General features: G+C 59.1%; 24 protein-coding genes. 14 read left to right on the top strand and 10 right to left on the bottom strand.

Translation table 11 applies throughout. The features are described 5' to 3' along the window. Nucleotides 1-64: 64 nt before the first annotated feature. Nucleotides 65-2,245, top strand: a complete 2,181-nt coding sequence (locus DJ70_RS01800) for a heavy metal translocating P-type ATPase (RefSeq protein ID WP_094529628.1) — start codon at nucleotides 65-67, stop codon at nucleotides 2,243-2,245. Nucleotides 2,246-2,273: 28 nt separating this feature from the next. On the opposite strand, the gene DJ70_RS01795 is transcribed toward DJ70_RS01800, so the two are convergent. The 3 genes from DJ70_RS01795 to DJ70_RS01785 form a co-directional block, all read right to left on the bottom strand. Beyond that, complete coding sequence (locus DJ70_RS01795) at nucleotides 2,274-2,495, bottom strand: hypothetical protein (protein WP_094529627.1); 222 nt, start codon at nucleotides 2,493-2,495, stop codon at nucleotides 2,274-2,276. 126 nt (nucleotides 2,496-2,621) lie between these two features. Then, nucleotides 2,622-3,263 (bottom strand): hypothetical protein, encoded by a 642-nt coding sequence (locus DJ70_RS01790; protein ID WP_094529625.1) that lies wholly within the window; start codon nucleotides 3,261-3,263, stop codon nucleotides 2,622-2,624. A gap of 23 nt (nucleotides 3,264-3,286) precedes the next feature. Further along, nucleotides 3,287-3,658: an SHOCT domain-containing protein gene (locus tag DJ70_RS01785; protein ID WP_094529623.1), complete on the bottom strand. Its 372-nt coding sequence runs from the start codon at nucleotides 3,656-3,658 to the stop codon at nucleotides 3,287-3,289. A gap of 181 nt (nucleotides 3,659-3,839) precedes the next feature. Between DJ70_RS01785 and DJ70_RS01780 the strand changes: the two genes are divergently transcribed. The 8 genes from DJ70_RS01780 (at nucleotide 3,840) to DJ70_RS01745 (ending at nucleotide 9,847) form a co-directional block, all read left to right on the top strand. Next, a complete protein-coding gene (locus DJ70_RS01780; RefSeq protein ID WP_094529621.1) occupies nucleotides 3,840-5,234 on the top strand; it encodes a permease in 1,395 nt (464 codons plus the stop codon). Nucleotides 5,235-5,365: 131 nt separating this feature from the next. Further along, nucleotides 5,366-5,959 (top strand): helix-turn-helix transcriptional regulator, encoded by a 594-nt coding sequence (locus DJ70_RS01775; RefSeq protein WP_094529650.1) that lies wholly within the window; start codon nucleotides 5,366-5,368, stop codon nucleotides 5,957-5,959. A gap of 123 nt (nucleotides 5,960-6,082) precedes the next feature. Further along, complete coding sequence (locus DJ70_RS01770; RefSeq protein WP_094529619.1) at nucleotides 6,083-7,498, top strand: multicopper oxidase family protein; 1,416 nt, start codon at nucleotides 6,083-6,085, stop codon at nucleotides 7,496-7,498. 229 nt (nucleotides 7,499-7,727) lie between these two features. Then, nucleotides 7,728-8,024 (top strand): hypothetical protein, encoded by a 297-nt coding sequence (locus DJ70_RS01765; RefSeq protein WP_094529617.1) that lies wholly within the window; start codon nucleotides 7,728-7,730, stop codon nucleotides 8,022-8,024. A 58-nt stretch (nucleotides 8,025-8,082) separates the two neighbouring features. Beyond that, nucleotides 8,083-8,439, top strand: coding sequence for an SHOCT domain-containing protein (locus DJ70_RS01760; RefSeq protein WP_094529615.1), 357 nt, complete (start codon nucleotides 8,083-8,085; stop codon nucleotides 8,437-8,439). A gap of 95 nt (nucleotides 8,440-8,534) precedes the next feature. After that, the gene (locus DJ70_RS01755; RefSeq protein WP_094529613.1) at nucleotides 8,535-8,951 is read left to right on the top strand and encodes a DUF302 domain-containing protein; all 417 of its coding nucleotides are present in this window, start codon (nucleotides 8,535-8,537) and stop codon (nucleotides 8,949-8,951) included. A 6-nt stretch (nucleotides 8,952-8,957) separates the two neighbouring features. After that, complete coding sequence (locus tag DJ70_RS01750; RefSeq protein WP_092565384.1) at nucleotides 8,958-9,311, top strand: SHOCT domain-containing protein; 354 nt, start codon at nucleotides 8,958-8,960, stop codon at nucleotides 9,309-9,311. Nucleotides 9,312-9,451: 140 nt separating this feature from the next. Then, nucleotides 9,452-9,847, top strand: a complete 396-nt coding sequence (locus DJ70_RS01745; protein WP_094529611.1) for a hypothetical protein — start codon at nucleotides 9,452-9,454, stop codon at nucleotides 9,845-9,847. A gap of 30 nt (nucleotides 9,848-9,877) precedes the next feature. Here the strand turns inward: DJ70_RS01745 and DJ70_RS01740 are convergent, their stop codons facing one another. Continuing rightward, on the bottom strand, nucleotides 9,878-11,212 hold the full coding sequence (locus tag DJ70_RS01740) for a permease (RefSeq protein ID WP_094529609.1): 1,335 nt from the start codon (nucleotides 11,210-11,212) through the stop codon (nucleotides 9,878-9,880). A gap of 373 nt (nucleotides 11,213-11,585) precedes the next feature. Here DJ70_RS01740 and DJ70_RS01735 point away from each other — a divergent pair, with 373 nt between their 5' ends. The 3 genes from DJ70_RS01735 (at nucleotide 11,586) to DJ70_RS01725 (ending at nucleotide 13,881) form a co-directional block, all read left to right on the top strand. Further along, the gene (locus DJ70_RS01735) at nucleotides 11,586-12,404 is read left to right on the top strand and encodes an ABC transporter ATP-binding protein (protein ID WP_094529607.1); all 819 of its coding nucleotides are present in this window, start codon (nucleotides 11,586-11,588) and stop codon (nucleotides 12,402-12,404) included. Between the two features lie 74 nt (nucleotides 12,405-12,478). Beyond that, nucleotides 12,479-13,147, top strand: coding sequence for a hypothetical protein (locus tag DJ70_RS01730; RefSeq protein ID WP_143420895.1), 669 nt, complete (start codon nucleotides 12,479-12,481; stop codon nucleotides 13,145-13,147). Continuing rightward, entirely contained in the window at nucleotides 13,147-13,881 is a 735-nt protein-coding gene (locus tag DJ70_RS01725) for a hypothetical protein (RefSeq protein ID WP_094529603.1), read from the top strand. Before DJ70_RS01730 ends, DJ70_RS01725 begins: the two co-directional genes overlap by 1 nt. A gap of 57 nt (nucleotides 13,882-13,938) precedes the next feature. On the opposite strand, the gene DJ70_RS01720 is transcribed toward DJ70_RS01725, so the two are convergent. Continuing rightward, nucleotides 13,939-14,538, bottom strand: coding sequence for an AsnC family transcriptional regulator (locus DJ70_RS01720; protein ID WP_094529601.1), 600 nt, complete (start codon nucleotides 14,536-14,538; stop codon nucleotides 13,939-13,941). 131 nt (nucleotides 14,539-14,669) lie between these two features. On the opposite strand from DJ70_RS01720, the gene DJ70_RS01715 reads away from it, so the two are divergent. Together DJ70_RS01715 and DJ70_RS01710 are read left to right on the top strand one after the other, a co-directional pair. Next, nucleotides 14,670-14,867, top strand: coding sequence for a heavy-metal-associated domain-containing protein (locus DJ70_RS01715; RefSeq protein WP_094529599.1), 198 nt, complete (start codon nucleotides 14,670-14,672; stop codon nucleotides 14,865-14,867). A 149-nt stretch (nucleotides 14,868-15,016) separates the two neighbouring features. Continuing rightward, nucleotides 15,017-17,299, top strand: coding sequence for a copper-translocating P-type ATPase (locus tag DJ70_RS01710; protein ID WP_094529598.1), 2,283 nt, complete (start codon nucleotides 15,017-15,019; stop codon nucleotides 17,297-17,299). Between the two features lie 89 nt (nucleotides 17,300-17,388). On the opposite strand, the gene DJ70_RS01705 is transcribed toward DJ70_RS01710, so the two are convergent. The 5 genes from DJ70_RS01705 to DJ70_RS18005 form a co-directional block, all read right to left on the bottom strand. Beyond that, nucleotides 17,389-17,820, bottom strand: coding sequence for a MarR family transcriptional regulator (locus DJ70_RS01705; RefSeq protein ID WP_245810637.1), 432 nt, complete (start codon nucleotides 17,818-17,820; stop codon nucleotides 17,389-17,391). Between the two features lie 167 nt (nucleotides 17,821-17,987). Continuing rightward, nucleotides 17,988-19,037, bottom strand: coding sequence for a hypothetical protein (locus DJ70_RS01700; RefSeq protein WP_094529594.1), 1,050 nt, complete (start codon nucleotides 19,035-19,037; stop codon nucleotides 17,988-17,990). Then, the gene (locus DJ70_RS01695) at nucleotides 19,024-19,725 is read right to left on the bottom strand and encodes a hypothetical protein (RefSeq protein WP_094529592.1); all 702 of its coding nucleotides are present in this window, start codon (nucleotides 19,723-19,725) and stop codon (nucleotides 19,024-19,026) included. The genes DJ70_RS01700 and DJ70_RS01695 overlap by 14 nt, the downstream gene beginning before the upstream one ends. Next, complete coding sequence (locus DJ70_RS01690) at nucleotides 19,722-20,108, bottom strand: DUF7344 domain-containing protein (RefSeq protein ID WP_218827778.1); 387 nt, start codon at nucleotides 20,106-20,108, stop codon at nucleotides 19,722-19,724. Before DJ70_RS01690 ends, DJ70_RS01695 begins: the two co-directional genes overlap by 4 nt. Before the next feature lie 646 nt (nucleotides 20,109-20,754). Then, on the bottom strand, nucleotides 20,755-21,186 hold the full coding sequence (locus tag DJ70_RS18005; RefSeq protein ID WP_394338443.1) for a winged helix-turn-helix transcriptional regulator: 432 nt from the start codon (nucleotides 21,184-21,186) through the stop codon (nucleotides 20,755-20,757). Nucleotides 21,187-22,092 lie beyond the last annotated feature (906 nt).

Here is a 22,092-nt window from a genome sequence, read left to right as displayed (position 1 = left end):
TCGGATGAATGCTCGTGGGCCCACCTCAAACGTGAAATCAAACCAACTCATAGGTACCGAGAACGTGGCTGTTACTGAATCTCCATCTCTCTCGACGTGTACGATCCACATTGAACGACGGGGTGGTCGGGGCGACGCGGGAGCACGGGCACTTGAACGACATCTCAGGCGTCTCTCCGGCGTCCACGATGTCGACGTCTCGTTTCGAACAGGGGACGCCCGGATCACCTACGAGGGGAGCGTCATCTCAGAAGAAACGATTCGAGACGCTGTCCGCGACCGCCACGTGTCGATTCAGGACGAATCTGAGACAGCAACGGATGAGGTGAGTACCCGCTCGGAACTCAGGCAGGAGGCCGTGTTCGTCGGCTTGACCCTCCTCGGGATGGCCGTCGGCCTGGTGACGGGGTGGCTCGAAGGACCTCAGCTTCTCATGTGGGCCGGGTACGGCGTCGCATACGTCTTCGGTGGCTGGTACGGGCTCAAAGGCGCGGTCGAGACGCTGCGCCACCGTGCGGTCGACATCGACCTCTTGATGATCGTCGCGGCACTCGGTGCCCTCTCGATTGGCGCCCCGTTCGAGGGCGCGATGCTCCTCTTCCTGTTCTCGCTCTCAAATACGCTCCAGCACTACGCCATCGGCCGCTCACGCCGAGCGATCAAGTCCCTCGTCGAGATGCGACCGGACGAAGCGCAGGTGCTACGCGACGGGGAGGAAGTCACCGTTCCCATCGACGACGTCGCCGTGGGCGACGTGTTCGTCGTTCGTCCCGGCGACAGAATCCCGCTCGACGGCGTCGTCACGTCCGGCGAGGGGACGGTCGATCAGGCGTCGCTCACCGGTGAGTCCGTCCCCGTGCCGAAGGAACCCGGTGACGAGGTGTTCGGGGGGACGATCAACGAGAGCGGCAGCCTCGAAATCGAGGTCACGCGGCAGGCCCACGAGTCGGCGATCAGCCGTCTCATCCATATGGTCGAGCGTGCTCAGAGCGAGAAGGCGCCGACACAACGACTCATCGACCGCCTCGAACAGCCGTATGTCCTCGGCGTGTTCGGGCTCACGATTGCAGCGATTGCAATCCCGCTCGGGCTCGGGAGCGAGTTCACCAGTACGTTCTACCGCGCGATGACCCTGATGGTCGCTGCCTCACCGTGTGCGGTCATCATCTCCACGCCGGCGGCGGTGCTGTCGGCCATCGCCTCCGGCGGCAGGCAGGGTGTCCTGTTCAAGGGCGGCGAACACGTCGAGGCGGCGGCGAACATCGACGCGGTCGCATTCGACAAAACGGGCACCCTCACGCGGGGCGAGACACAGCTGACGGACGTGTTCGTCCGGGATGGCCTCGCGGATGAGTCACTGACGTCCGACGAACTGCTCTCGCTCGCAGCCTCCGTCCAGGCCCGTTCGGAGCATCACTTGGCTCGTGCGACCGTCTCGGAAGCCGAAGCCCGCGCCCTCGACGTCCCCGACGCGCGACGGTTTCAGTCGGAGGCCGGGAAAGGCGTGCGCGCCGACGTCGACGACGGAACCATCCACATCGGGAATCGGAGTTACGTCGAGACGGTTCTCGAAGACGCTGCGATCGAGGGACTCGATCCCGGTCTCGACAGGCTTCGGACCCTGGAGGCGGAGGGGAAGACCAGTGTCCTTGTCGCCCGCGAGCACGCTGGCAACGCCACGGTACTGGGATGGCTTGCGTTCACCGACACGGTCCGGCCGGGGGCTGCAGAGATGATCGAGGATCTCCGGTCTCTCGGTGTGGAGCACATCGTTATGCTGACCGGCGACAACGAACGTGTCGCCCAGCAGATCGCCGACGAAGTCGGTATCGACGAGGTACAGGCGGAACTGCTGCCGGAAGAGAAGGTGGCAACTATCGAAGACCTGGTTGAGCGATACGAGAACGTGGCGATGGTGGGTGACGGGGTGAACGACGCACCCGCTTTGGCGACGGCGACGCTCGGGATCGCGATGGGTGGCGCCGGGACCGACGTTGCCCTCGAAACGGCTGACGTCGTCTTGATGGGCGACGACATCGGGAAGATCCCCTACGTGCTCGGACTCGGTCGCAGGACGCGCCGGACGTTGACGGTCAATCTCACAATCGCCTTCGGTGCGATCGCCCTGATGGTTGGGACGATTCTGTTGCGAGGCATCCCCCTGCCGCTGGCCGTGGTCGGCCACGAGGGGTCCACCGTCCTCGTTTCACTGAACGGGCTTCGGTTACTCGGATTCCGTGAATAATGGTCTCTGAAGGCTTCGAACGGACCGATCAGCAACAGCTGGTGTCGTCGGGAGTCCACTCACACGCATTGCCGGTAGTAAGGTTGTTTTCGTCGATATATGCGGAGAGACAGGCGTAGTTACAGAAGTACTTGGGCGAGCCACAGTCATCATCGCAGTCGCGGACGCAGATGGGGTCGTGGTCGAAGATTCGGGATTCACAGTACGCACACGTCTCGTCTGTTTCGGGTGTTGAGACGGTCGTCGACATACTTGTGTTGAGGAGGCTCCCACGGATAACGTTTCCTCGGGCTGTACTGAGTGATGCCAATCACCAGTCCGCATTATCACCCACAGATGTCCCCCGCAGAGCTGCAAAGCCACCCGTCACAGTTCCTCAGCTCTTGGTTCGCGTCACCCGTCGATACCCTTCGTGCAGGGCCGGTAATCCGAGCGGAAGTGCGAGGAACCCGAACCCGAGAAGGGCATATCGGTCTGTATCCTGGTGTCGCACGACGAGGAGCGTCGCGACGATGCCGAATAGCGCAATTGTGTATGCCGTGTTGCTCCAGAGCACGTCGTAGGTCGAACAGTACAGCCAGCAAACGAACGTGTAGGCTGGGGCGTTCCAAGTCGGAGGATGGAGTTTCGGCCAGAAGAACCGGCAGTACGTGGTCCAGCCCAGCATCGCCAGGGTCGGCAACCCGACGAGCCATACTGCTGCCCCACGGCTCCTGTCACCGTATCGCCGGTATCCGGCGAGGAAGAGTGCGGGGAAGCAGAAAACCCACAGCCAGATGCCGATAGTGTAGGTCACTGGCCAGTGCTCGATGCGGGGCTGTGTAATCGGTAATCGTAGAGACTCGGGCAGCGTCGCCCACGGGAACGAGGGGTCGGGAACAGGATTCGTGAGGAACGCGACCAGACAGAGGACTGTCCCGACGAGTAGTCCGTACAGTCCCAGCGTCGTGTATCGGTCGAGCCACGGTGGAAGCTGCAGATGCGTTGACTCTTGACGGCGGTCGGAGAATCCGGTCATCGTTCAAGTTTCCCGGGTGGAAATCAGGTATCTCGTTCGAGTGCTTCGCGTCGCTGTTCGTATTCCTCGTCGGTCAGCTCTCCGCGGGCGTAGGCGAGCCGGAGCTCCTCGAGGGCTTGGTCTGAGCTACTCTCACTTCCCGTAATCGCACGGTAGATGAGGTAGCCACCGCCGAGGAGGGCAGCGAGGAACAGTAGCTGCATCACGATGCCGACGATGAACATCCAGCCAGGCATCGTCCCGTCGCCCCACATATGACCGCCCCACGTACCACCCATCATCGGACCGAACCCCATCATTCCGAAGCCCATGAAGAACAACGGGACGATGAATACGGCGCCGATGATAACGAGGAGGAGCGTAACAAGTCGCGTGTCGTCTGGATTTGTCGGCATATTGTGATCCCTCCGTGAGTTTGGGTCTCAAGTAATACTACGTCCTAACTATTCAATGCGCTTGTGCCTTCGACCTGCGTATTTCACCCACTGCTAATCTTTTGAATTCATACTTACCGCGGTTCTAACCTGAACTATCTGAAGGAAAACTGCAATAGATGATCCGCACGATGATACATCTATGCAGGTGACGATGGTCGAGGGCATCTTCGAAGCCCTCCGAATCGGTGTCGGCTTCCTCTGGACGGCGGCGTGGGCGATCATTATGGGACTCACGATCACGAGTCTGGTCCAAGTCTATGTCTCCAAGGAGCGAATGGCACAGGTGCTGGGCGACGGTGATCTGAGTGGGCTCACCAAGGCGACCGCGTTCGGCGCGGCGAGCAGCGGCTGCAGTTTCGGCGCTGTCGCTATCGGGAAGGGAGTGTTCAAGAAGGGAGCACACGCGGTCAACTTTCTCGCGTTTATGTTCGCGTCGACGAATCTCATCGTCGAGCTCGGATTGATGATTCTGATTCTGCTTGGTTGGGAGTTCCTAGTCGCAGAGTTACTCGGTGGACTCATTCTCATCGCTGTGATGGCAGTAATCGTCCACTTCACGCTCCCGGAGAATCTCTTCGACGAGGTCCGGGAGACGCTCAACGAGCGCGACCGTGAGACGGGTGTCACCGAAGACCCGACCTGCGGGATGGAAGGCAAAGACGAGTATACGCTCACGACCGACGGCGGTGAGACGCTCAAATTCTGCTCGGAGGGCTGTATGGAGACCTACCGCCAGGAGACGTCGAGTCGCGGCGGGTGGCGTGACGAGTTGTTGTCGTGGGGTGGCTGGTACAAAGTCGGGAATCAGTACCGCAAGGAGTGGTCGATGATCTGGAAGGACATCGTCGCTGGCTTCCTTATTTCTGGGTTCGTCATCGTCTTCGTCCCGCAGTGGGTGTGGAACACGCTGTTCATTCAGGGCGACGGCCTGCTCGTGACTGCCGAGAACGCGATTATGGGTGTCACCGTCGCCGTCCTCAGTTTCGTTGGCAGTATGGGTAATGTCCCGTTCGCCGTCGCGCTGTGGGGCGGTGGCGTCAGCTTCGCCGGGATCATCGCGTTCGTCTACGCCGACCTCATCACGATTCCCGTGCTGAACGTCTACCGGAAGTACTACGGCTGGAAGATCATGCTGTACATCCTCGGCGTCTTTTTCGTGACGATGGCGTTCACCGGCTTCCTCATGGAGCTGCTGTTCGACGCGCTGGGAATCGTTCCGGATCTGGCGGGCGGCGAGACGGCGACCGAGCAGACGTACTTCAAACTCAACTACACGTTCTATCTCAACCTCACCGCGTTCGCGCTCTCCGGGTTCCTGCTGTATGTTTATCGTCGCGGTCTCGGTGCGCCCGGCCAGTACCGCGACCCCGTCTGTGGGATGCGGACTGACGATAGCGAGCCATCGGCGACGCACGACGGCGAGACGTACTACTTCTGCTCGCAGACCTGTAAGGAGACGTTCGAAAAGGACCCAGATGAATTCGCCCATCAACACCCAGAGGCGGGAGCGTCTCAGGATCATGACCACCATTGAACATCGATTGGGGATATCGAATTTGTGGGGCCGCCAGCCCCGTGATTGCGTTGGCCAATCAAAACTGGTACAGCAATGTCTCACGAACTCTCACATATGAGCAAGTGTCCCGGAGGATCGAGGTGGAGAAAATGAATCGACGGCGAGCCGATACCGTAGCCGGTGCCTTGGTCGCTGCCGTCCTCATAGTCGGTGGTGTGCTCACCTGGCAAGCGTACCAGCAACAGCAGGCCTTCGAGCAGATGGGCTCGATGATGGGTACGTCGATGGGTGCGGTTCACGGAACGAACCCACTCTTGTACGTTCTCGGAACGCTTCTTGTTTCGGCTGTCGTTGGTGGGGGCTATCTCGTGGTTCGGGACGAGTTCACTACCACAGAGGTAGCCGATCGCTCACAGACTGGCATGGCGAATCAAACCGATTCTGAGAGTATCGAATCGCAGGATTGGCCCGTTCAACCAGAGGGAAAAATCAATCCGGAGTCCCAGCCACAGGCTCGCGTATTGGACCTCTTGCCGGATGATGAACGCCGAATTCTCGAACCGGTCCTCTCGTCGCCCGGTATCACACAGATCGAACTCCGGGATCGCTCGAACTTCTCGAAAAGCAAGGTCAGTCAGACGGTGAGTGCCCTCGAGAAGCGCGGCTTACTGTACCGCGAGCGACAAGGGCGAACGTATCGCATCTATCCGAGCGACGACTTACAACAGAAACAGGCGAACTAGCGGGGGATTCTCGGGAATCCATGATCGTTCACCGTATCGCCCGGCCTAAACTCGGAACGAGGATGGCCGTATGAACGTCTCTCATCGCGAGGCCTTTACTCGCTGACCGCGAAAACAAAGGCAATGACCTCCTCGGGACTTTCTCGCCGTAAACTCCTCCAATTATCGGGGATCTCGACTCTCGGAGCGCTTGCGGGGTGTGCCAGTCCGCTACCAGGCACCGACGATGGTGGGGGTCGTGCGGTGACCCCTCGTCCAACTGTCACAGCTGATCCAGATACATCGGTCAGCCTCACTGCGACGTCTGGGACCATTCGACCAGCTTCGGATACGTCGACGACTACGTGGCTATACGATGGACAGTATCCGGGCCCAGAGTTGCGCGTGCAGGAGGGTGACGTGCTCAGCGTAGAACTGGCTAATGACCTGCAGGAGGAGACGACGATTCACTGGCACGGGATTCCTGTTGCGAATCCGGTCGACGGCGTCCCGAACGTGACGCAAGAGCCGGTTGCATCCGGTGATACATACACATACAAGTTCCGTGCTGAACCCGCTGGGACGTATTTTTACCACAGCCACGTCGGACTCCAACTCGATCGTGGATTACTCGGCCCTCTGATCGTTGAAGAACGTGACCCACACGTCGAGTACGACCGCGAGTACGTCGTCGTGCTCGACGATTACCTCTCTGGAGAACCTCGTCTTCCGTCGGACGGTGGGATGGGTGGCGGTGGAATGGGTGGAATGATGGGAGACGTTCGACCACCATACGAAGGGCTTTTGATCAACGGTAAACTGCCCGAGAACCCCCCGACGTTCGACGTAACGGAGGGCGATCGGGTTCGCTTTCGGTTCGTGAATGCCTCCAGCGCGACAGTCTTTGGTGTGCGAATCGCTGGACACGAAATGTCGGTGACCCACGCCGATGGCCAGCCCGTCGAACCAGTCGAGGCCGACTCGTTCGTCTTTGGTGCTGGTGAACGGTACGATGTCGTCGTGGAAGCGACGAATCCGGGGCGATGGTTCGTTCAGGCGAACGCGCTCGACGGGAACGAACCACCGGCCAGAGCCGTCGTCGAGTACGAATCAACAGACGGTTTGATCACTCCACAGCCTCCATCATCTTCGAGTAACAGATTGCAATACGGTGACCTGCGAGCACGCTCCTCGCTCGACGGTGTGAGTGGAGATCCAGACCGGACGTTCGACCTGACGCTCTCACGTGGTAGAAACCAGTCCTACACGTGGACGATAGACGGACAGGCCTATCCGGATGCCGACCCGCTTCAGATTCGGCCTGGGGAACACGTCCGAATTCGGATGACCAATCAGAGCCCGGTCGTCCATCCGATGCACCTTCACGGCCACTTCTTCCAGGTCGGCAACGCGATCAAAGATACGGTTATCGTCCCGGGACATCGAGGACAGGTGACGCTGGACTTCCACGCGGATAACCCCGGTCGGTGGTTGTTCCACTGTCACAATCTGTACCACCTCGATGCGGGGATGGCGCGTGTTGTGGAATACGTCGAATGAGTGGGTTGAGACTCGATTTCTGGTTGATCAATCTGTGGCTCGTGTGGTCTTAGTCCTGTTCCGAACGAGGCGTTGAGTGCCATCCCGGCGAATTCGAGCCGGATGAACGCTCTTATTTCTGAAACACGATTAAAACGCTGTATACACGTTCTCGAACGTTCTCCTGCGTGAGTTCACGCCCATCGTCATAACTCCCGAGCGGTCCTACGAGTAACCGAGGAGAAAGACAATGACCAACTTCAAACTCGGCGGCTGGCTGCTCGTGGCGCTCGCTCTCGTCGGACTCGTGGTCGCCTCCCCCGTGGTCAGCGCACACGGTACCGACACGACAGCTGACGACGCGCCCACGGACAACGCTACCGCTGATGACTGGGCTGCTTGGATGGAGGCGCAGATGACCGAGCACATGGGCCCTAGTAGCTTCGAGTGGATGGAGACGCACATGGGTGTGACCGTCGACGAGATGGGCCAAGACATGGCTGACAACGACTACAACGGCGGGATGTACGGGCAGGGCCACTGCTGACGGCCTCTGACCGTTTCGATTGCTTCAAACGACAACCACGGTTCACCAACTCAGGATAATGACGCAACTTACCACTCATCTCGGACGCACTGCTCGCCGCCTCGCGATCCTCGCCATCCCGCTGCTGGTCGCGGCGACTGGAACGGCTGCCGCCCACGGCGGCGGGAGCTATGGCGGCGGGATGATGGGCGGAAGCGGCTGGGGCCTCTTCGGCGGAGCGATGGGGCTCTGGGGACTCCTCTGGATGGGACTCCTCATCGCCGTTCCGCTCTACCTCGTCTATGCGCTCCTCAACCGAGGATCCGGTGGGAACGATGAGCAGTCGTTGTCGGTTCTCCGCGAGCGGTACGCCCGTGGCGAGATCGACGACGATGAATTCGAACGGCGGCGAAAACAGCTCGAACGTACCGGATGATCGGAACGGCTGCTGTTCCAGCCGAAACACTGCCCTCCCCAACGATTGCTGTTGGGCACCCAACGGTTAACCCCGCGGACGGGGTATGATATTCCATGGAATACACAATACAGACCACAGTCACTGGCGAATTCGACGACGTCGTTGATGCAACGAACGCTGCACTCACGGACGAGGGATTCGGTGTCCTCTGTGATATCGACATTCAGGCGACACTCAAGGAGAAGCTTGGCGAAGAGTTCCGTCAGTATCGCATCCTCGGTGCGTGTAACCCTCCGCTAGCATACGAAGGGTTAACCGAGGAAATCGAGCTTGGTGCGCTCTTGCCCTGTAACGTCATCGTCTATGAGACTGATGACGGCGACATCGTGGTGAGTGCGGTCGATCCGGAGCAGTTGGTCGGGATTGCTGATAACGACGCGCTTGATCCCATCGCAACCGAGGTCACCGAGCGATTTGATCGTGTACTGGCAGCTGTTAGAGACGAGTTCGACCCCGCGTCGGAGGCCTGATCGTCGATGGCTTCATCGAATCAACTGGACACAACGACGATACTGCTACTGATCCTCGGAGCGTTCATCCTCCTTCCGTTGCTCATGATGGGGATGGGCTTCGGCGGGATGATGGGATACGGGGGAATGATGGGCCAGTACGGTAGTACCGGCGGCTGGTGGCCCGTTATCGGAATGCTTGTTCCACTCGTCTTCCTCGTTGCGCTTCTTGGCGGGGGCTATCTCCTCTTCAGACGGGTAAGCAAAACACAAACCTCTGACAACCCCGCGATGGAAGAATTACGTCTGGCGTACGCCCGTGGCGATCTCACGGACGAAGAGTTCGAATCCCGCCGAAACAAACTCGAACAATCAGAGTGACCGTCCGCTAAGGTACACACGCAGTTACTCCTTTCTGCATCTCGTTCCCGGTTCGAAGCTGGTACTGTTCGGACTTCCCTCGTTCTCGATAGTGTCGGACCACAGCGAGAATTATATCCGTATCGATCGTACCATACCGTATGATTCGAACACTCGTGGGTGTCCTCGGCGCTATCTCAACACTGTTCCCGGACAAGATCGTCGGGATCTTCGAGAAACTCGCGATTGCGAATCCAAGCGAGGGAACGGTGAGAGGGTGGGTACGTCCAGCAGTCCGGTCGGAGGGCGTTCTGATAGCTGCGATTTCCCTCTTTAACGGGCGGGCATACACGTGGCTAATGAATCTTACCGGCCTGTTCGGCGCGATCGTCCTCCTGTTTCCCGATCTGTATCGGAGATTTGCCACCGCGTTCCTGTACGAGCGTCCGGAGTCGATCGAATGGAACGAGCGATTCAAATCGGCCGTTCGGGCTATCGGCGCACTATACGTTTTTTTAGCAGCGAAGACGTACAGAGAGCGCCACAACGATACCTGATCTTACCTGCCATCGACAGCTGGCCAAGGGTCAGTTCATCATCGTCGCGTGGTCTTCACTACTGCGTTCCCCGCCGCCGACTGAATCCTGTTTGTGGAGCCAGTAGAGGAACAGGAAGAACACAGTCGCGAGGACGTTCAATACGAGCTTGTAGTTGAGTTCGATGGATACCTCGGCAACCTCGGCGGCAGCCCGCGAGGGGATGAGGCCGACGCTCAGGAAGAGGAAGTGAATTACGAACCCGGCGATGACGGCGGTGACGAAAATCATCAGAGACAGCACCGCCGCGAACGTCGTCCCGTAGTACTCGTCGTAGGCTTTCATGATCGGGGGGACGATGAGGTCAGCGAAGATGTACGAGAGCACCGATCCGAATGGCAGCCCCCGTGTCCAGAGAACGGTGCCGAACGGGACATTCCCGACCGAACAGACGAAGGTGACGACACCAATAATCGCCCCCAGCGCAGCCGTCCAGAGGACGTACACCGGCAAGCCGAACGTGGCTCCGGAAAAGACGCTCGTCCAGACTGATTCGGGGATGAACCCGGCAATGAGGCCGGCGAAGATGAACCCGATAGCGATTTCATCCCACAACATCGCCCATTCTTTCCACTGTTTGTCCGCGAGCGACTTCCATCCCGACCATGAGGTCGCCTTCTCCGGGATCGAGGTGTTCGCCGCTTCCGGGTCGAAGGAGTCCTTGCAGGACTGTGAACAGAAGTAGTAGGTCTGGCCATCGTGTTCGATGGAGTAGTCCGTCTCCTCGGGATCGACGTCCATCCCACAGACGGGATCCTGTACGGTGATCCCCTCGTCGTCGGTGACATTCTCGCGTGCTTCGTCGAGAATCTTGTCGGGAACGACGTAGACGAAGCCGATCGACATCAGGCCGATGAGGAGCAGCCCACCGATGATGTCGGCGAGCAGGAACTCCCAGCCGAGCAGCAGCCAGATGACGATCCCGATCTCGATGACAAGATTCGTTGAGGCGAACTGGAACGCTGCTAGCGCCGCCGCCGCGGACGCTCCCTTCTTGTAGAGGTTCTTTGCCGTAGCGATAGCTGAGTACGAACACGACGAGGAGACGAACCCGAAGAACGTAGCGACGCCGAGCGATCGCGGACCGTGGCCTTCGAGCAGCTCCGAGATCTGCTGGGTCGATACCCACGCCTCAACGCCGCCGGCGATAGCGAACCCGAGGACGAGCGCCCACCAGGTGATCCACGCCATCGCGGCGGTCGTTGTCGCGGCCTGCCGCGCGCTCTCCGCGAAGAACGTCCCGAGGGATTGGTTGGTCGTCACGAGGCCGATGGTGACAGTGATTACGGCGATGACCGTGAGGATCGCGTAATCTGATCTGTCCATTATTGAGGTGTTCTATGATATGGGTCCTCTTCCTAATGCGCTTGTGGCTTCTATCGCGGGCTGTCTCGTGTGTTGGTCTTTCGATTCCATGGTTGTATCCGGGGGAGAGATTTGGAATCTGAGCCGGGCCTTCAGCGAGGTATTACGGAGTTGTAGCTGATGGAGTGGATGCTCACAAGCTTGTCTCCTTCAGCGAGACGGTGATATGATTGGTGAATTAACGGTCCTGACGCCGGGAACCACAGCTGTGGCATGATCTGGATTACGAAATTAGTAAACGGCCATTCGTTTTGGATATAATTTTTGTGCGGTCTGATACTGGGGTTTTCTAAGAGAAATCGCATTAGAACATGTATGCGTACATACGAATGTGATGGACATAGCTTCCAAGGGTGACGACGCCGGAGGTACTGCGAACAGTTCCGGTGACACCGTCGTTAGTGCGAACAGCGTCGAGAAGACCTACGACTCCGTCCTCCCGTTTACCCGGTCCGTCGAAGTACTCGACGGCGCGACCCTCCACGTCGAGCGTGGACAGGTTGTCGGGATAATGGGCGAGAACGGGAGCGGGAAGTCAACGCTCATGGGCATCCTCGCCGGTGTCCTTGACCATGACGCCGGCGAGGTTGAACGGGCGGGCTCTATCGGCTGGTGTCCGCAGGAGCCGCGGCTGTACGACCGGCTGACCGTCGACGAGACCTTCCAACTGTTCGGAACTGCCTACGGGATGAGCGACGACGAGATCGTCGAAGCCAGAGCGTGGCTGACCGAAGTGCTGGACTTCGAGCGCTTCCGTGACAGGCAGATCCGCCACCTTAGCGGCGGGAACCGGCAGAAAGTCAACCTCTCGGTCGCGTTGATGCACGAGCCCGACCTCCTCCTCCTCGACGAACCGTACACCGGGTTCGACTGGGAGACGTTCCTGGCCTTCTGGGACTTAACTGAAGAGCTTCGCACCCGCGGCGTCGGTGTCGCCATCATCTCTCACATCATCAACGAGCGCGACCGGTTCGACGTCGTCTACGAGCTCCACGAAGGCCACCTCCACAGACAGGAGATCGGCGACGACGATGGCCTCAGCTCGGAGCCAACAGACGACGACGTCGCCTGCGAGCGGACCGCCTCATTTATCGACGAGGCTGGTGCCGGGAGCGGTCAGCGAGCGACCGCCGGCCAGGAGGAAAGCGAATGAGCACCGTTCACCGGACCCTGGCGGGAATCCAAGCGAGCACGCGTTCGTTCGTCCGGGAGCCGTTCACCGTCGTGTTGCTGGTTGTCCTGCCGGCGCTGTCGATCCAGATTTACGGGATCGGCATGGGGCAGTTTCCCGACGTAGGGGTCTTCGCGGTGAGCGGGTCGGTCGCGACAGTCGGACGAATCACCGGCGCCGTGTTCGCCACCGGCGCGCTCGCGGGCGTCCTCGGCCTCTTCCAGATGATTAGCGCCCGGCACGCCGACCGCAGACTCGCCATCTGTGGCTTTCGCGGCGTCGAACTCGTCACCGCCCGGTTCGCGACCGTCGCCGTCGCGAGCGCCGTCGTCAGTGTGGTCGCCACGCTCTCTCTGATTGTCCTTGTTGACGACCCGATTAGAGCACCGCTCGCCGCGTTCGGTGGGCTCGCGATAGCCGGTGCCATATACGGCCTGCTCGGCATCGTCGTCGGCAGCGTGCTCCCGAAGGAGCTCGAGGGCTCGCTATTGCTCGTCATCCTGGCCGACGTGGACAACGTGTTCGCGAGCGGCCTGTTCGGCATCGAGGATAGCATCACGCAGTTCGCACCGCTCGCGCACCCGCACGCCATCGTGACGGAGGCCGTCGTCGAGGGCGCGCTAGCGACCGGACACCTCGTCCCGGCTCTCGGCCACCTTTCGCTATTTGCCATCTTGAGCGTCGCCGCGTACACGTACCAGCTCGAGTCAGGAGGTGACGCCTGATGAACCGCCGCATCACGACCGCCGTGCGGATGGGCGTTCGCGAGTTCCGCCGGACGCCGGTCCTCCTGGCGCTGCTCGTCTTCCTGCCGGCGTACATCATCGGCGCGTTCGTCCTGCTCGTCCCGGATGTTGATGTCCCGGCGACCATTGACGGAACGAGGCTCACTGTCCCCATGACGGACTTCGCGGCGGCGTTCATGACGCCGGTAACTGTCGCCATCCTCTCGGGTATCGTCGGACTGTTCCTCGTCCAGACGTCGCAAGCGGCCGACGACAGGCTCCGGCTGGCCGGCTATACTGCGACCGACCTCGTCGTCTCACGGGTCGGTACGCTCGGACTCGGGATCGTCGTCGTCACGATGGCGTCGGTTGTCGTCGCCGTATTCGCGTTTACGCCCGAATCGACCGTTCCGTTCGTCGCCGCGACGTTGCTGGTTGGGCTCACGTACGGTATCCTCGGGGTTGTTGTCGGCATCGTGTTGGGTCGACTGGGCGGGGTGTACGTGATGCTGTTTTCGCCGATGGTCGACGTCCTCCTGTTCCAGAATCCGCTCGCGACCGACGCGCCTGAGTGGACGACGCTACTGCCGAGCCACTACGCGACGAACGCGCTCTTCGACGCGGCATTCACGTCGAGCATCGACGCGTGGGATTTCGGCGGTGCCGTCGCATATACCGTCGGCCTCCTCGTAATCGGCGTGCTGGTCTTCTATCAGGCGACAGACGTCGAGTGACTTCTCCAACGACCAAAGTCGAGGGAGAAGTCATAAAGTACGGCGCGTAATCCCGAATCAGTCAGCGCCCTCTCGGAGTTGCTCGTACTTCTCCTCAAACCGAGCCTCACACGATGGACAACAGAACTGGTACAGCTCTCCATCGATGCGGGTGGCTGTTCCTTCACTGTCAACTGTATTTCCACACTGTGCGCAGGAGAGCGCGAACTCCGTTTCCCCCAATTCTGGTGCCCAGTTAGCGCCTGCGAGAAGCGTTACCTCGAAGTCGTCGATTGCTCCGGTGTCGATGGTATCCGCAAGCCAGCTTGCGATATCTGTATCTGGGACTCTGGCGTACAGGACTAGGTCCGCTTCGGCTGTGGTGAATACGTGTTTGATGGCGCCTTCGTCGATGAGATCGTCTTTGATCGATGCAGCGCTATGGCTGTCTGATTCGACATCGAGCGTAATCAGTACCGGAATTCCGCCTCGGAGCTGTGAGCGATCGACGTCAAGCGTGAACCGATTAATAATGCCCATCTCCTGTAGCCGTTCGACCCGATCCGACACAGCCGGCGCTGAGAGGTCTACAACATCTGCGATCTCACTGTACGGTCGACGAGCGTCCAACATCAGTAGCTGAATAATCTCGAGGTCAGTTTCGTCCAAGTCGCGCATAGTAGCACGCCGTTGGCGAGTAACTAAAGAATCACGACAATCTCTATTTGGATTCTAAAGTCAAACCGAACCTCATACCAGCCTATCGAAGGAGAAATCCGCTAAAGGGGGGAGGACATACATTCATACGTATGACAACGACCATCAGCGTTGAGGGGATGACCTGTGGCCACTGTGAACAGACGGTAGAAGAAACGCTTCAAGAGGTACCTGGTGTGACCGACGCAACCGCAGACCGGGAAGCTGAACAGGCGAAGGTTGATGGTGACGCCGACGCTTCGGCTCTCGTTGAGGCTGTCGAAGACGCCGGATACACTGCCCACGCCTGAGTAGTGTATCTCTGGGGATAGCACATTACGCTCCTGGGTGAACGGTCCCCCGTTCTCTTCGGAGTTTGCCCAGCTTGACCCTGCTGTACGGTTCCAGGGACCGAACTTTCAGGAAGCCGGCGGAACCACCTCAAAAGAGAACATGATACATGGACGACCACAAAGATACAGCTGAGAATTCCCCGGGAGGAGAGGACCAGCCGGACACCACCAGTCACCAGCACGAACACGGCGAGCACGATGAAGCGGTCGCGGAATCTGACGAGGAAGGGGTAGAACAGGAGCTACTGGAGGAGGAAGCTCACCCTGCTGCAGCAGGTGAGATGGCGTCCCACGAGCAGCACGAGCACGCCGGCCACGAGGGCGACGGCCACGGTCACGATTCCCACGAGGGACACGGCGAGGGCCATGGCGGGATGCACGAAGGCCACGAGCAGATGTTCCGGCGGCGCTTCTTCGTCTCGACACTCCTGTCGGTTCCCGTCCTCCTGTACAGCGAAATGCTGCAGGAGTGGCTCGGCTTCTCCGTCCCGGCATTCCCGGGGAGCGAGTGGATCAACCCCGTCTTCGCGGTCATCGTCTTCGCGTACGGTGGGATTCCGTTCCTTCAGATGGCGGTGCCGGAGCTGAAAGATCGATCACCGGGGATGATGACGCTCATCTCGATGGCCATCTCTGTCGCGTTCGTCTACAGCCTCGCGAGCGTGGTCTTCCCGACGCAGTCTGCGTTTTTCTGGGAACTCGTCACCTTGATCGACATCATGCTGCTGGGCCACTGGATCGAGATGCGGTCGGTCCGGCGGGCCTCCAGCGCGGTCGACGAACTGGCGAAACTGATGCCGGACACCGCCGAGCGTATCACCGACGACGGGGAGACCGAGGAAGTTCCCGTCAGTGAACTCTCGGAAGGCAATCTCGTGCTCGTCCGGCCGGGCGCAAGTGTCCCTGCTGATGGCACCGTCGAGGAAGGTGATTCGGACGTCAACGAGTCGATGATCACGGGCGAGTCCAAGCCCGTCTCGAAGGAGCCCGGTGACGAGGTCATCGGCGGCACCATCAACGGCGACGGCAGTCTCCGTGTCCGCGTCGGTGCGACGGGCGAGGAGACGACGCTCGCGGGCATCATGCGCCTGGTTGAGGAAGCTCAGCAGAGCAAGTCCAAGACGCAGGTACTGGCCGACCGGGCGGCAGGCTGGCTGTTCTACGTCGCGCTCGGGGCGGCAGTCGTGACGGCGATTGCGTGGACCGTCGCGGTCTCGTTCGACGTGACCGTCATCGAACGCGTCGTCACGGTACTCGTCATCGCCTGCCCACACGCTCTCGGGCTCGCCATCCCGCTGGTCGTCGCCATCAACACGTCGCTCGCCGCTCGGAACGGGATGCTCGTTCGCGACCGCATCGCGATGGAGGATGCGCGGAACCTTGACGCGATCATCTTCGACAAGACAGGGACGCTCACCGAGGGCGAACACGGCGTCGTCGACATGGCGACCGTCAACGGCGTCGACGAGGACGACGCGCTCGCGCTGGCGGCGGCCGTCGAGAGCGACTCCGAACACATGATCGCCCGAGCGATCCGCGAGGCTGCCGACGAGCGAGACCTAACTACTCCCGACGCGACCGCCTTCGAGGCGATCAAAGGCCGAGGGGTTCGCGCGAACGTCGACGGAAACGAGGTGTACGTCGGCGGGCCGAACCTGTTGACCCAGCTCGATAGCGAGATCCCCGACCATCTCCAGCGCTTCGCTGACGAGGCCGGCCAGAACGCCCAGACGGTGGTGTATCTCGTTCGTGACGGAGAGTTGATCGCCGCGTTCGCGATGGCCGACGTGATCCGCGAGGAGAGTTTCCGCGTCGTCGACGCCCTCCACGATCTGGGCATCGAGGTAGCGATGCTGACTGGCGACTCCCAGGACGTCGCCAACGCTGTCGCCGACGAACTGGGCATCGACACGGTGTTCGCGGAAGTCCTCCCCGAAGACAAGGACAAGAAAGTCCAGGAACTCCAGGACCAGGGGAAGCTCGTGGGGATGGTCGGCGACGGGGTGAACGATGCGCCGGCGCTGACGCGGGCCGATGTCGGCATCGCAATCGGGAGCGGTACCGACGTTGCGGTCCAGTCGGCGGACGTCATCCTCGTCCAGAACAACCCGATGGACGTCGTTCGGCTGGTAAAGCTGAGCAAGGCGAGTTACCGGAAGATGCAGGAGAACATCGTCTGGGCGGCCGGCTACAATATCTTCGCGATTCCGCTTGCAGCAGGCGTGTTGGCACCGATTGGGATTCTGCTCTCCCCCGCAGTGGGTGCGCTTCTGATGTCGTTGAGTACAGTGATTGTCGCGATCAATGCACAGCTCCTCCGCCGCGTGGATCTGTCCATTCCCGAGCTTCCCCGCGGGACACCAGCTACGGAGGCACAGCCCGCTGAGTGAGCCCTATTCTGGCTACGTCAAGAAGAATTCCGGCGTGTTAACCGTCACTTCGAACAGTCCTATGGGTGCTACGTAGCACGGAAGCGAGGTTATTCCGTTCTACGACAATCTTCGATATCTGCGATGAGGGCGTCTGCTTGTGCTTCTGCCGTTTTGGAGTTCCCCTCCGGGGCATCCGCTTTTCCATCTGGATCGAAGGGAGGGAGTTCCTGTTCCCAGCCCTTTTCGGCGTAGCTGTCGTCGGGTGCTGACTCGAAGAATTGAACGAGTGAATCGAGCGATTCGAGCCGTCGCTTTAGCTCACTGGCTCGGCTTGGATCAACGTAATAGACGTTGTCTACTCGTTCGATAAGCCCGTGCTCGAAGAGACGATCCATCGTGTTCGACACGGCAGTCTTGCTGAGGGCTGTTCGAGCCGCAATTTCGTGTGGAGTGAAGCCGTATTCGCGGTGTGCGACAAGGAAGCTGAGAGCGCGGTACTCGTTTGTGTCCGGCTTGATCGGGAACGGATCGTCACTCATGAGTTCGTCAACCGGAACGGGCATCCGTACCAGTACCTGTTGCCGGATAACAATACGGTTTTCGCAGACGGATATGTCTCGCCAGATCTCCGAAGGACATTTCAGAGAATTTCGCTCCTGGCCAGTAGAAGTATAATTCGACACTCGGTGTCCAATCCTGTAGAGAGTTAATGACCAGCAGCGGGATGCGCATCGTCATCCCGATCATTCTCGATCGGTTCGTAATCGGCGTCGTTGCCGACTGGCTTGAACCCGGGGACGTAGCTGAAGCGTTTCCCTGGCTCGCTGCGGAACATCAACGGGAACATGCCACGATGCTCGCGAGCACGGTACTGTGGCTCCCATTCTCGGAATTCCATCGTTGGTTTGGCAATCTGTGGGGCAGGCAGCTCTGCACGCTCTAAGTCTGGTAGCTCAAGCACGCGCACTTCGAGTTCACGCGCCAGTTTCTCTGTCCGAGGCGTCAACTCGGTCGTGTGACAGAGCACTGGCATCGCACGACAGGCAAACGCCACCGTACACAACCGGAAGAGAGCCGTCGGTGTGATTGGGTCGTCTGTCCAGTCTTTACACTGACCGACGAGCCAGTCGCTGGGCTGCTGTTGTTTCTCCTTCCGTCTGGCGACGACATCTATCTCCATACTATAGAGGTGTTGGCGTGTCGCTGCACGGTATCCCCAGCGTCCGAGTGCACGCTCAAGTTGATACTCGAGCCACCGTCCATCACCATTCCCACGCCCCCCGACGTGCGGGTCAACGTTGTCGAGGTTGATGTCCTCTCTGTCGGCGAGAACCGGACTATCTTCCGGGACCGATGACAGAATGTCTCGAAGGGCTGTCGTGTACTCGAGGGCTGTTGTGAGCTTCTCAGTGGGTGCTTCGTCGTAGTGGTGGGCTGCCGGTTCTCCAGTTCGGAGTGGCCGAAGTAGCCACGACAGCTGCTGTTCGATGGTCGTGACTGCCTCCGCATACTCCACCGTCGAACCCACGGGCCGGTCATCCACTGAGTCATCTTCTTCGGCTGGCTCGGGGAGCAGGCGGACGGTCTCCGTGATCGGTTCGTTCGCCAAGTACAGCAGTCGGCGTGCGAACAGTCGCTGGTCGGTTGACAGTGTGTGGTCGGCTTTGAGCGTTCCACGGAGTGCCTGGATTGTCTCCGTCAGCGAGCGGAGGTGGTCGGCGTACCCATCCGGGAGTGGGGATTCATTCCCCGTCATTGGTGAGTGGGCTGGGGGTGAAGTGGTGGCGCGTCAGCGACGTCTCCGAGAGCGACTGGATGGTCGGCTGCCCTTGCTGCTGGAGGTGATGAGAGAGTTCCGCTTCGTCGGTGACGGTGTACCACTGGTGACTATCGGCTCCTCGATACCGGAGTTCGTCCTCGACAGCCACGAGGACGCCCTGTTCAGTCATCCCGGCCGTATCGAAGACGAAAACGTCCGGGTCCGGATTCGTCCAGGTGCCGCGAATCAAGGCGAGAAGCGTGTCGAGTGTTGGCGGATCGACGGGGTCTGGGTAGCGTGGTTCCCCGGGGGCGCTGATCGCAACATCACGGATGGTGTCGCGACGACAGTTGCGCCAACCGGCGCCGGTCCACTCGAGTTCACGCCGCGTCCAGCTATCGCCGTCGCCGTCGGGCTCAAGAATGAGCCGCCGCGGTGGAGACGTAGTTGGAGTCCACTGGAGGACACACGAGCCGCCATCTGGGAGTCGGTTGTCCTCTGTTCGACGGTGCTGGTCTAAGAGCGCAGCGTCGATCTGCGAGCGTGCACGTCGGAGTGTGGTGATTGGGTCTGGGACTGGCGTGGCTGCTGTCTCATCCGCAGTATCGACCGCCTCGAACAGCCTGTGAAAGCTGGCGTCGATGTCTCGAAGCGTCGCGAGGGCGTGCGCTTGGGTGTCTGTCATGTGGATTCCTCCGACTTGGGCTTGTAGCAGGCCGTCTGGAGTCGACGAATGTATTCGGCGAGCGGTTCCGTCGCGTCCGTCGAAGTCACAGTCTTCGAACGGTCATCATAGTCGACCGCGCCGACCCCATCGAGCGTCTCAAGATGCCGTTGGGTCAATGCGATGTAGACTGGGGTTCGGTCGTCGCTCCCGACTTTGCTGGGGTCAATTCCGTTTTCGATGGCCGCGATTTCGACCGCAAGCTCGTCAGCAGTGACTTCATCGGGAGCCCGTGACAAGGACAACAGGACGCGACGACGGCGACGGTTCCCGATTGCATCGAATACGCTATCAGGATCCAGTGGGATGGCAAGTGACGCCGACTCGCTGGATGTCGCGGTCATGCAGCTCGCCCTCCTCGTCGGTGCGTCGTTCGATGGGCCTGTCGCGTTCTCTGGAATGCGCCTTCGTCAAGGCGGGCCTGCTGGCGTATCTGTGACTTCGTGGTCGCTTCACGGGGTTGATGTGCGAGTTGTACGACTCGGTGTGTCTGTGGGTCGGTGTCCGGAGTGGTGTTCTGAGAGACAGAGTTATCACTCCTGACACGGGTATTCTGGCTTGTTGTCATCCGTCTGGCAGCACGAACCCTCCGGCGTCCTGACGCCGGGGGATTCCGCTGGACTCGTGCTAGTCTGGCGTAGGAGCGATTGTAGCTTTTATATCAGCATCACAAACCTCGCACGCCGAATTCCGGTCTTTGAGTACTTTTACCGCTCGAATCAGTCCGTATGCTTAATCACTTGGTAAATCACACTCCACGCCTACCGGTAGCTAAAAACAAACCACTCACAACACGAGTGATCCGGGGAGGCGCTTGCGCTCCGGAAGTATGGAAACAGATTGTCGGCTAAGTCCACATCGACAACATCAGCACGTAAATCGCACTTGCTGACTTATCCGCAAGTGCCTAATAGTGGTTACCGAAGATTCGTTCTCGGACGTGACGAGTACGGCTCTCTAGCCCTGGGAACGTAGAATTTGATTTTAGAACTATGTGTTTGCCGATTCCAAATAATCTGGTTTGTTTTCCCCATTAGCTGCGAATTTGAAGAGCGTTGATTGATTTTCAGGATGGGTTTCTAACCTGTTATGCAAGGTTGTGTGTTCACTGTGCGATAGCAATTCGAGATTAGTCGGACGATTATCGAACGCAATCTTCGTTTGATGATGGACATCACGGTTGTACACAGCTTTGGTGCCATGCTCAGCGACCATAACTAGTTGATGGATGTCGACTGATCTGTGTGATCCGGACGCTTCCTCGTTGCCATCAGTATTCGTCCGGAAGGTACTGCGTCTGGTCCATGGTCCGGGGCCTCGAGTTGGAACTTTGCGGTCTTTCATTCGCCGGTGGACCGTTGTTATCGAAACCCCCACCTTCTTTGCGATGTCTTTGAGGGTCATTCCGTTGCCCCAATACATTTCTCGTAGGTTTTCGGCTGTATCCCAAACCCAGATTTTACGATTCATCTGAAGGGTCTGTTGTCGTGGGTCATCTGGTTCCATGTTATCGTTCTAATTAGTAGTCAGAGCCGAATTATTATAATATTTTCTTCATATTCCAATTGATTGAAGGGTATCCTCAGTTATTTATTTAGATTGGACTGTAATCTGCCATAGATCTTTCCAGAGACCACTAATGGCCGGAATTTTAGCCAAAATTTCCAACCCTCTGCGAAATAGAATCACCCGCACTCAGGCCCCTTATCTAGTAATACTATACACTTAGTATAAATTCAATACACTCCATGCGATTTGGAGACGAGCATAATAACCACACTCACAAAATCAGTTTGACATTTCAATTCGTGATTTGGCGAGAAAATCATATCGTACGCCCAATCGGAGTTGTGACAACTGGACCAGTAATTCGCCAGATAACCGAACAACACCCCTGCAATACGGTAGTCGGCTATCAGAGAAGTCACCACAAAGGAACTGTCCGAATCGTTCTGAACCACTAATAAAAATAGAATTTTTACTACTATCTCTTTCGGCTAAAAGTTCTAAGCGATTCTGTGAACATAGATCGCCCAAACGTGTGCACCCAGCAGGACGGGAAAACAAGTCGAAGCGACACATATTAGAATATTCTCCTACCCCTCGAACCTTACTGGGCTGTGAGACTCTAGTTGACAGCTCCTATAGCTATGTTTAAACCCTACTCTTGACTGCCAACTTCGGCCTTACTCCGCGTTCTCTGCCGGCCCCGGCTACTCCCCGCCGCCGCGCCCACCGTCTGGCCCCGTCCTGTCCGACTCCTCGGCTCCGCCCTGACCAGCCCGCCCACGGCAACGCGGGGAACATCTCTCCCCCGCCCTCTACACC

Origin of the sequence: Halorubrum halodurans, from assembly GCF_002252985.1 — an archaeon.
In the GTDB taxonomy this organism is placed as follows: domain Archaea; phylum Halobacteriota; class Halobacteria; order Halobacteriales; family Haloferacaceae; genus Halorubrum; species Halorubrum halodurans.
The sequence above is the reverse complement of the archived record's forward strand: the minus strand, read 5'-3'. Positions and strand labels throughout refer to the sequence as shown.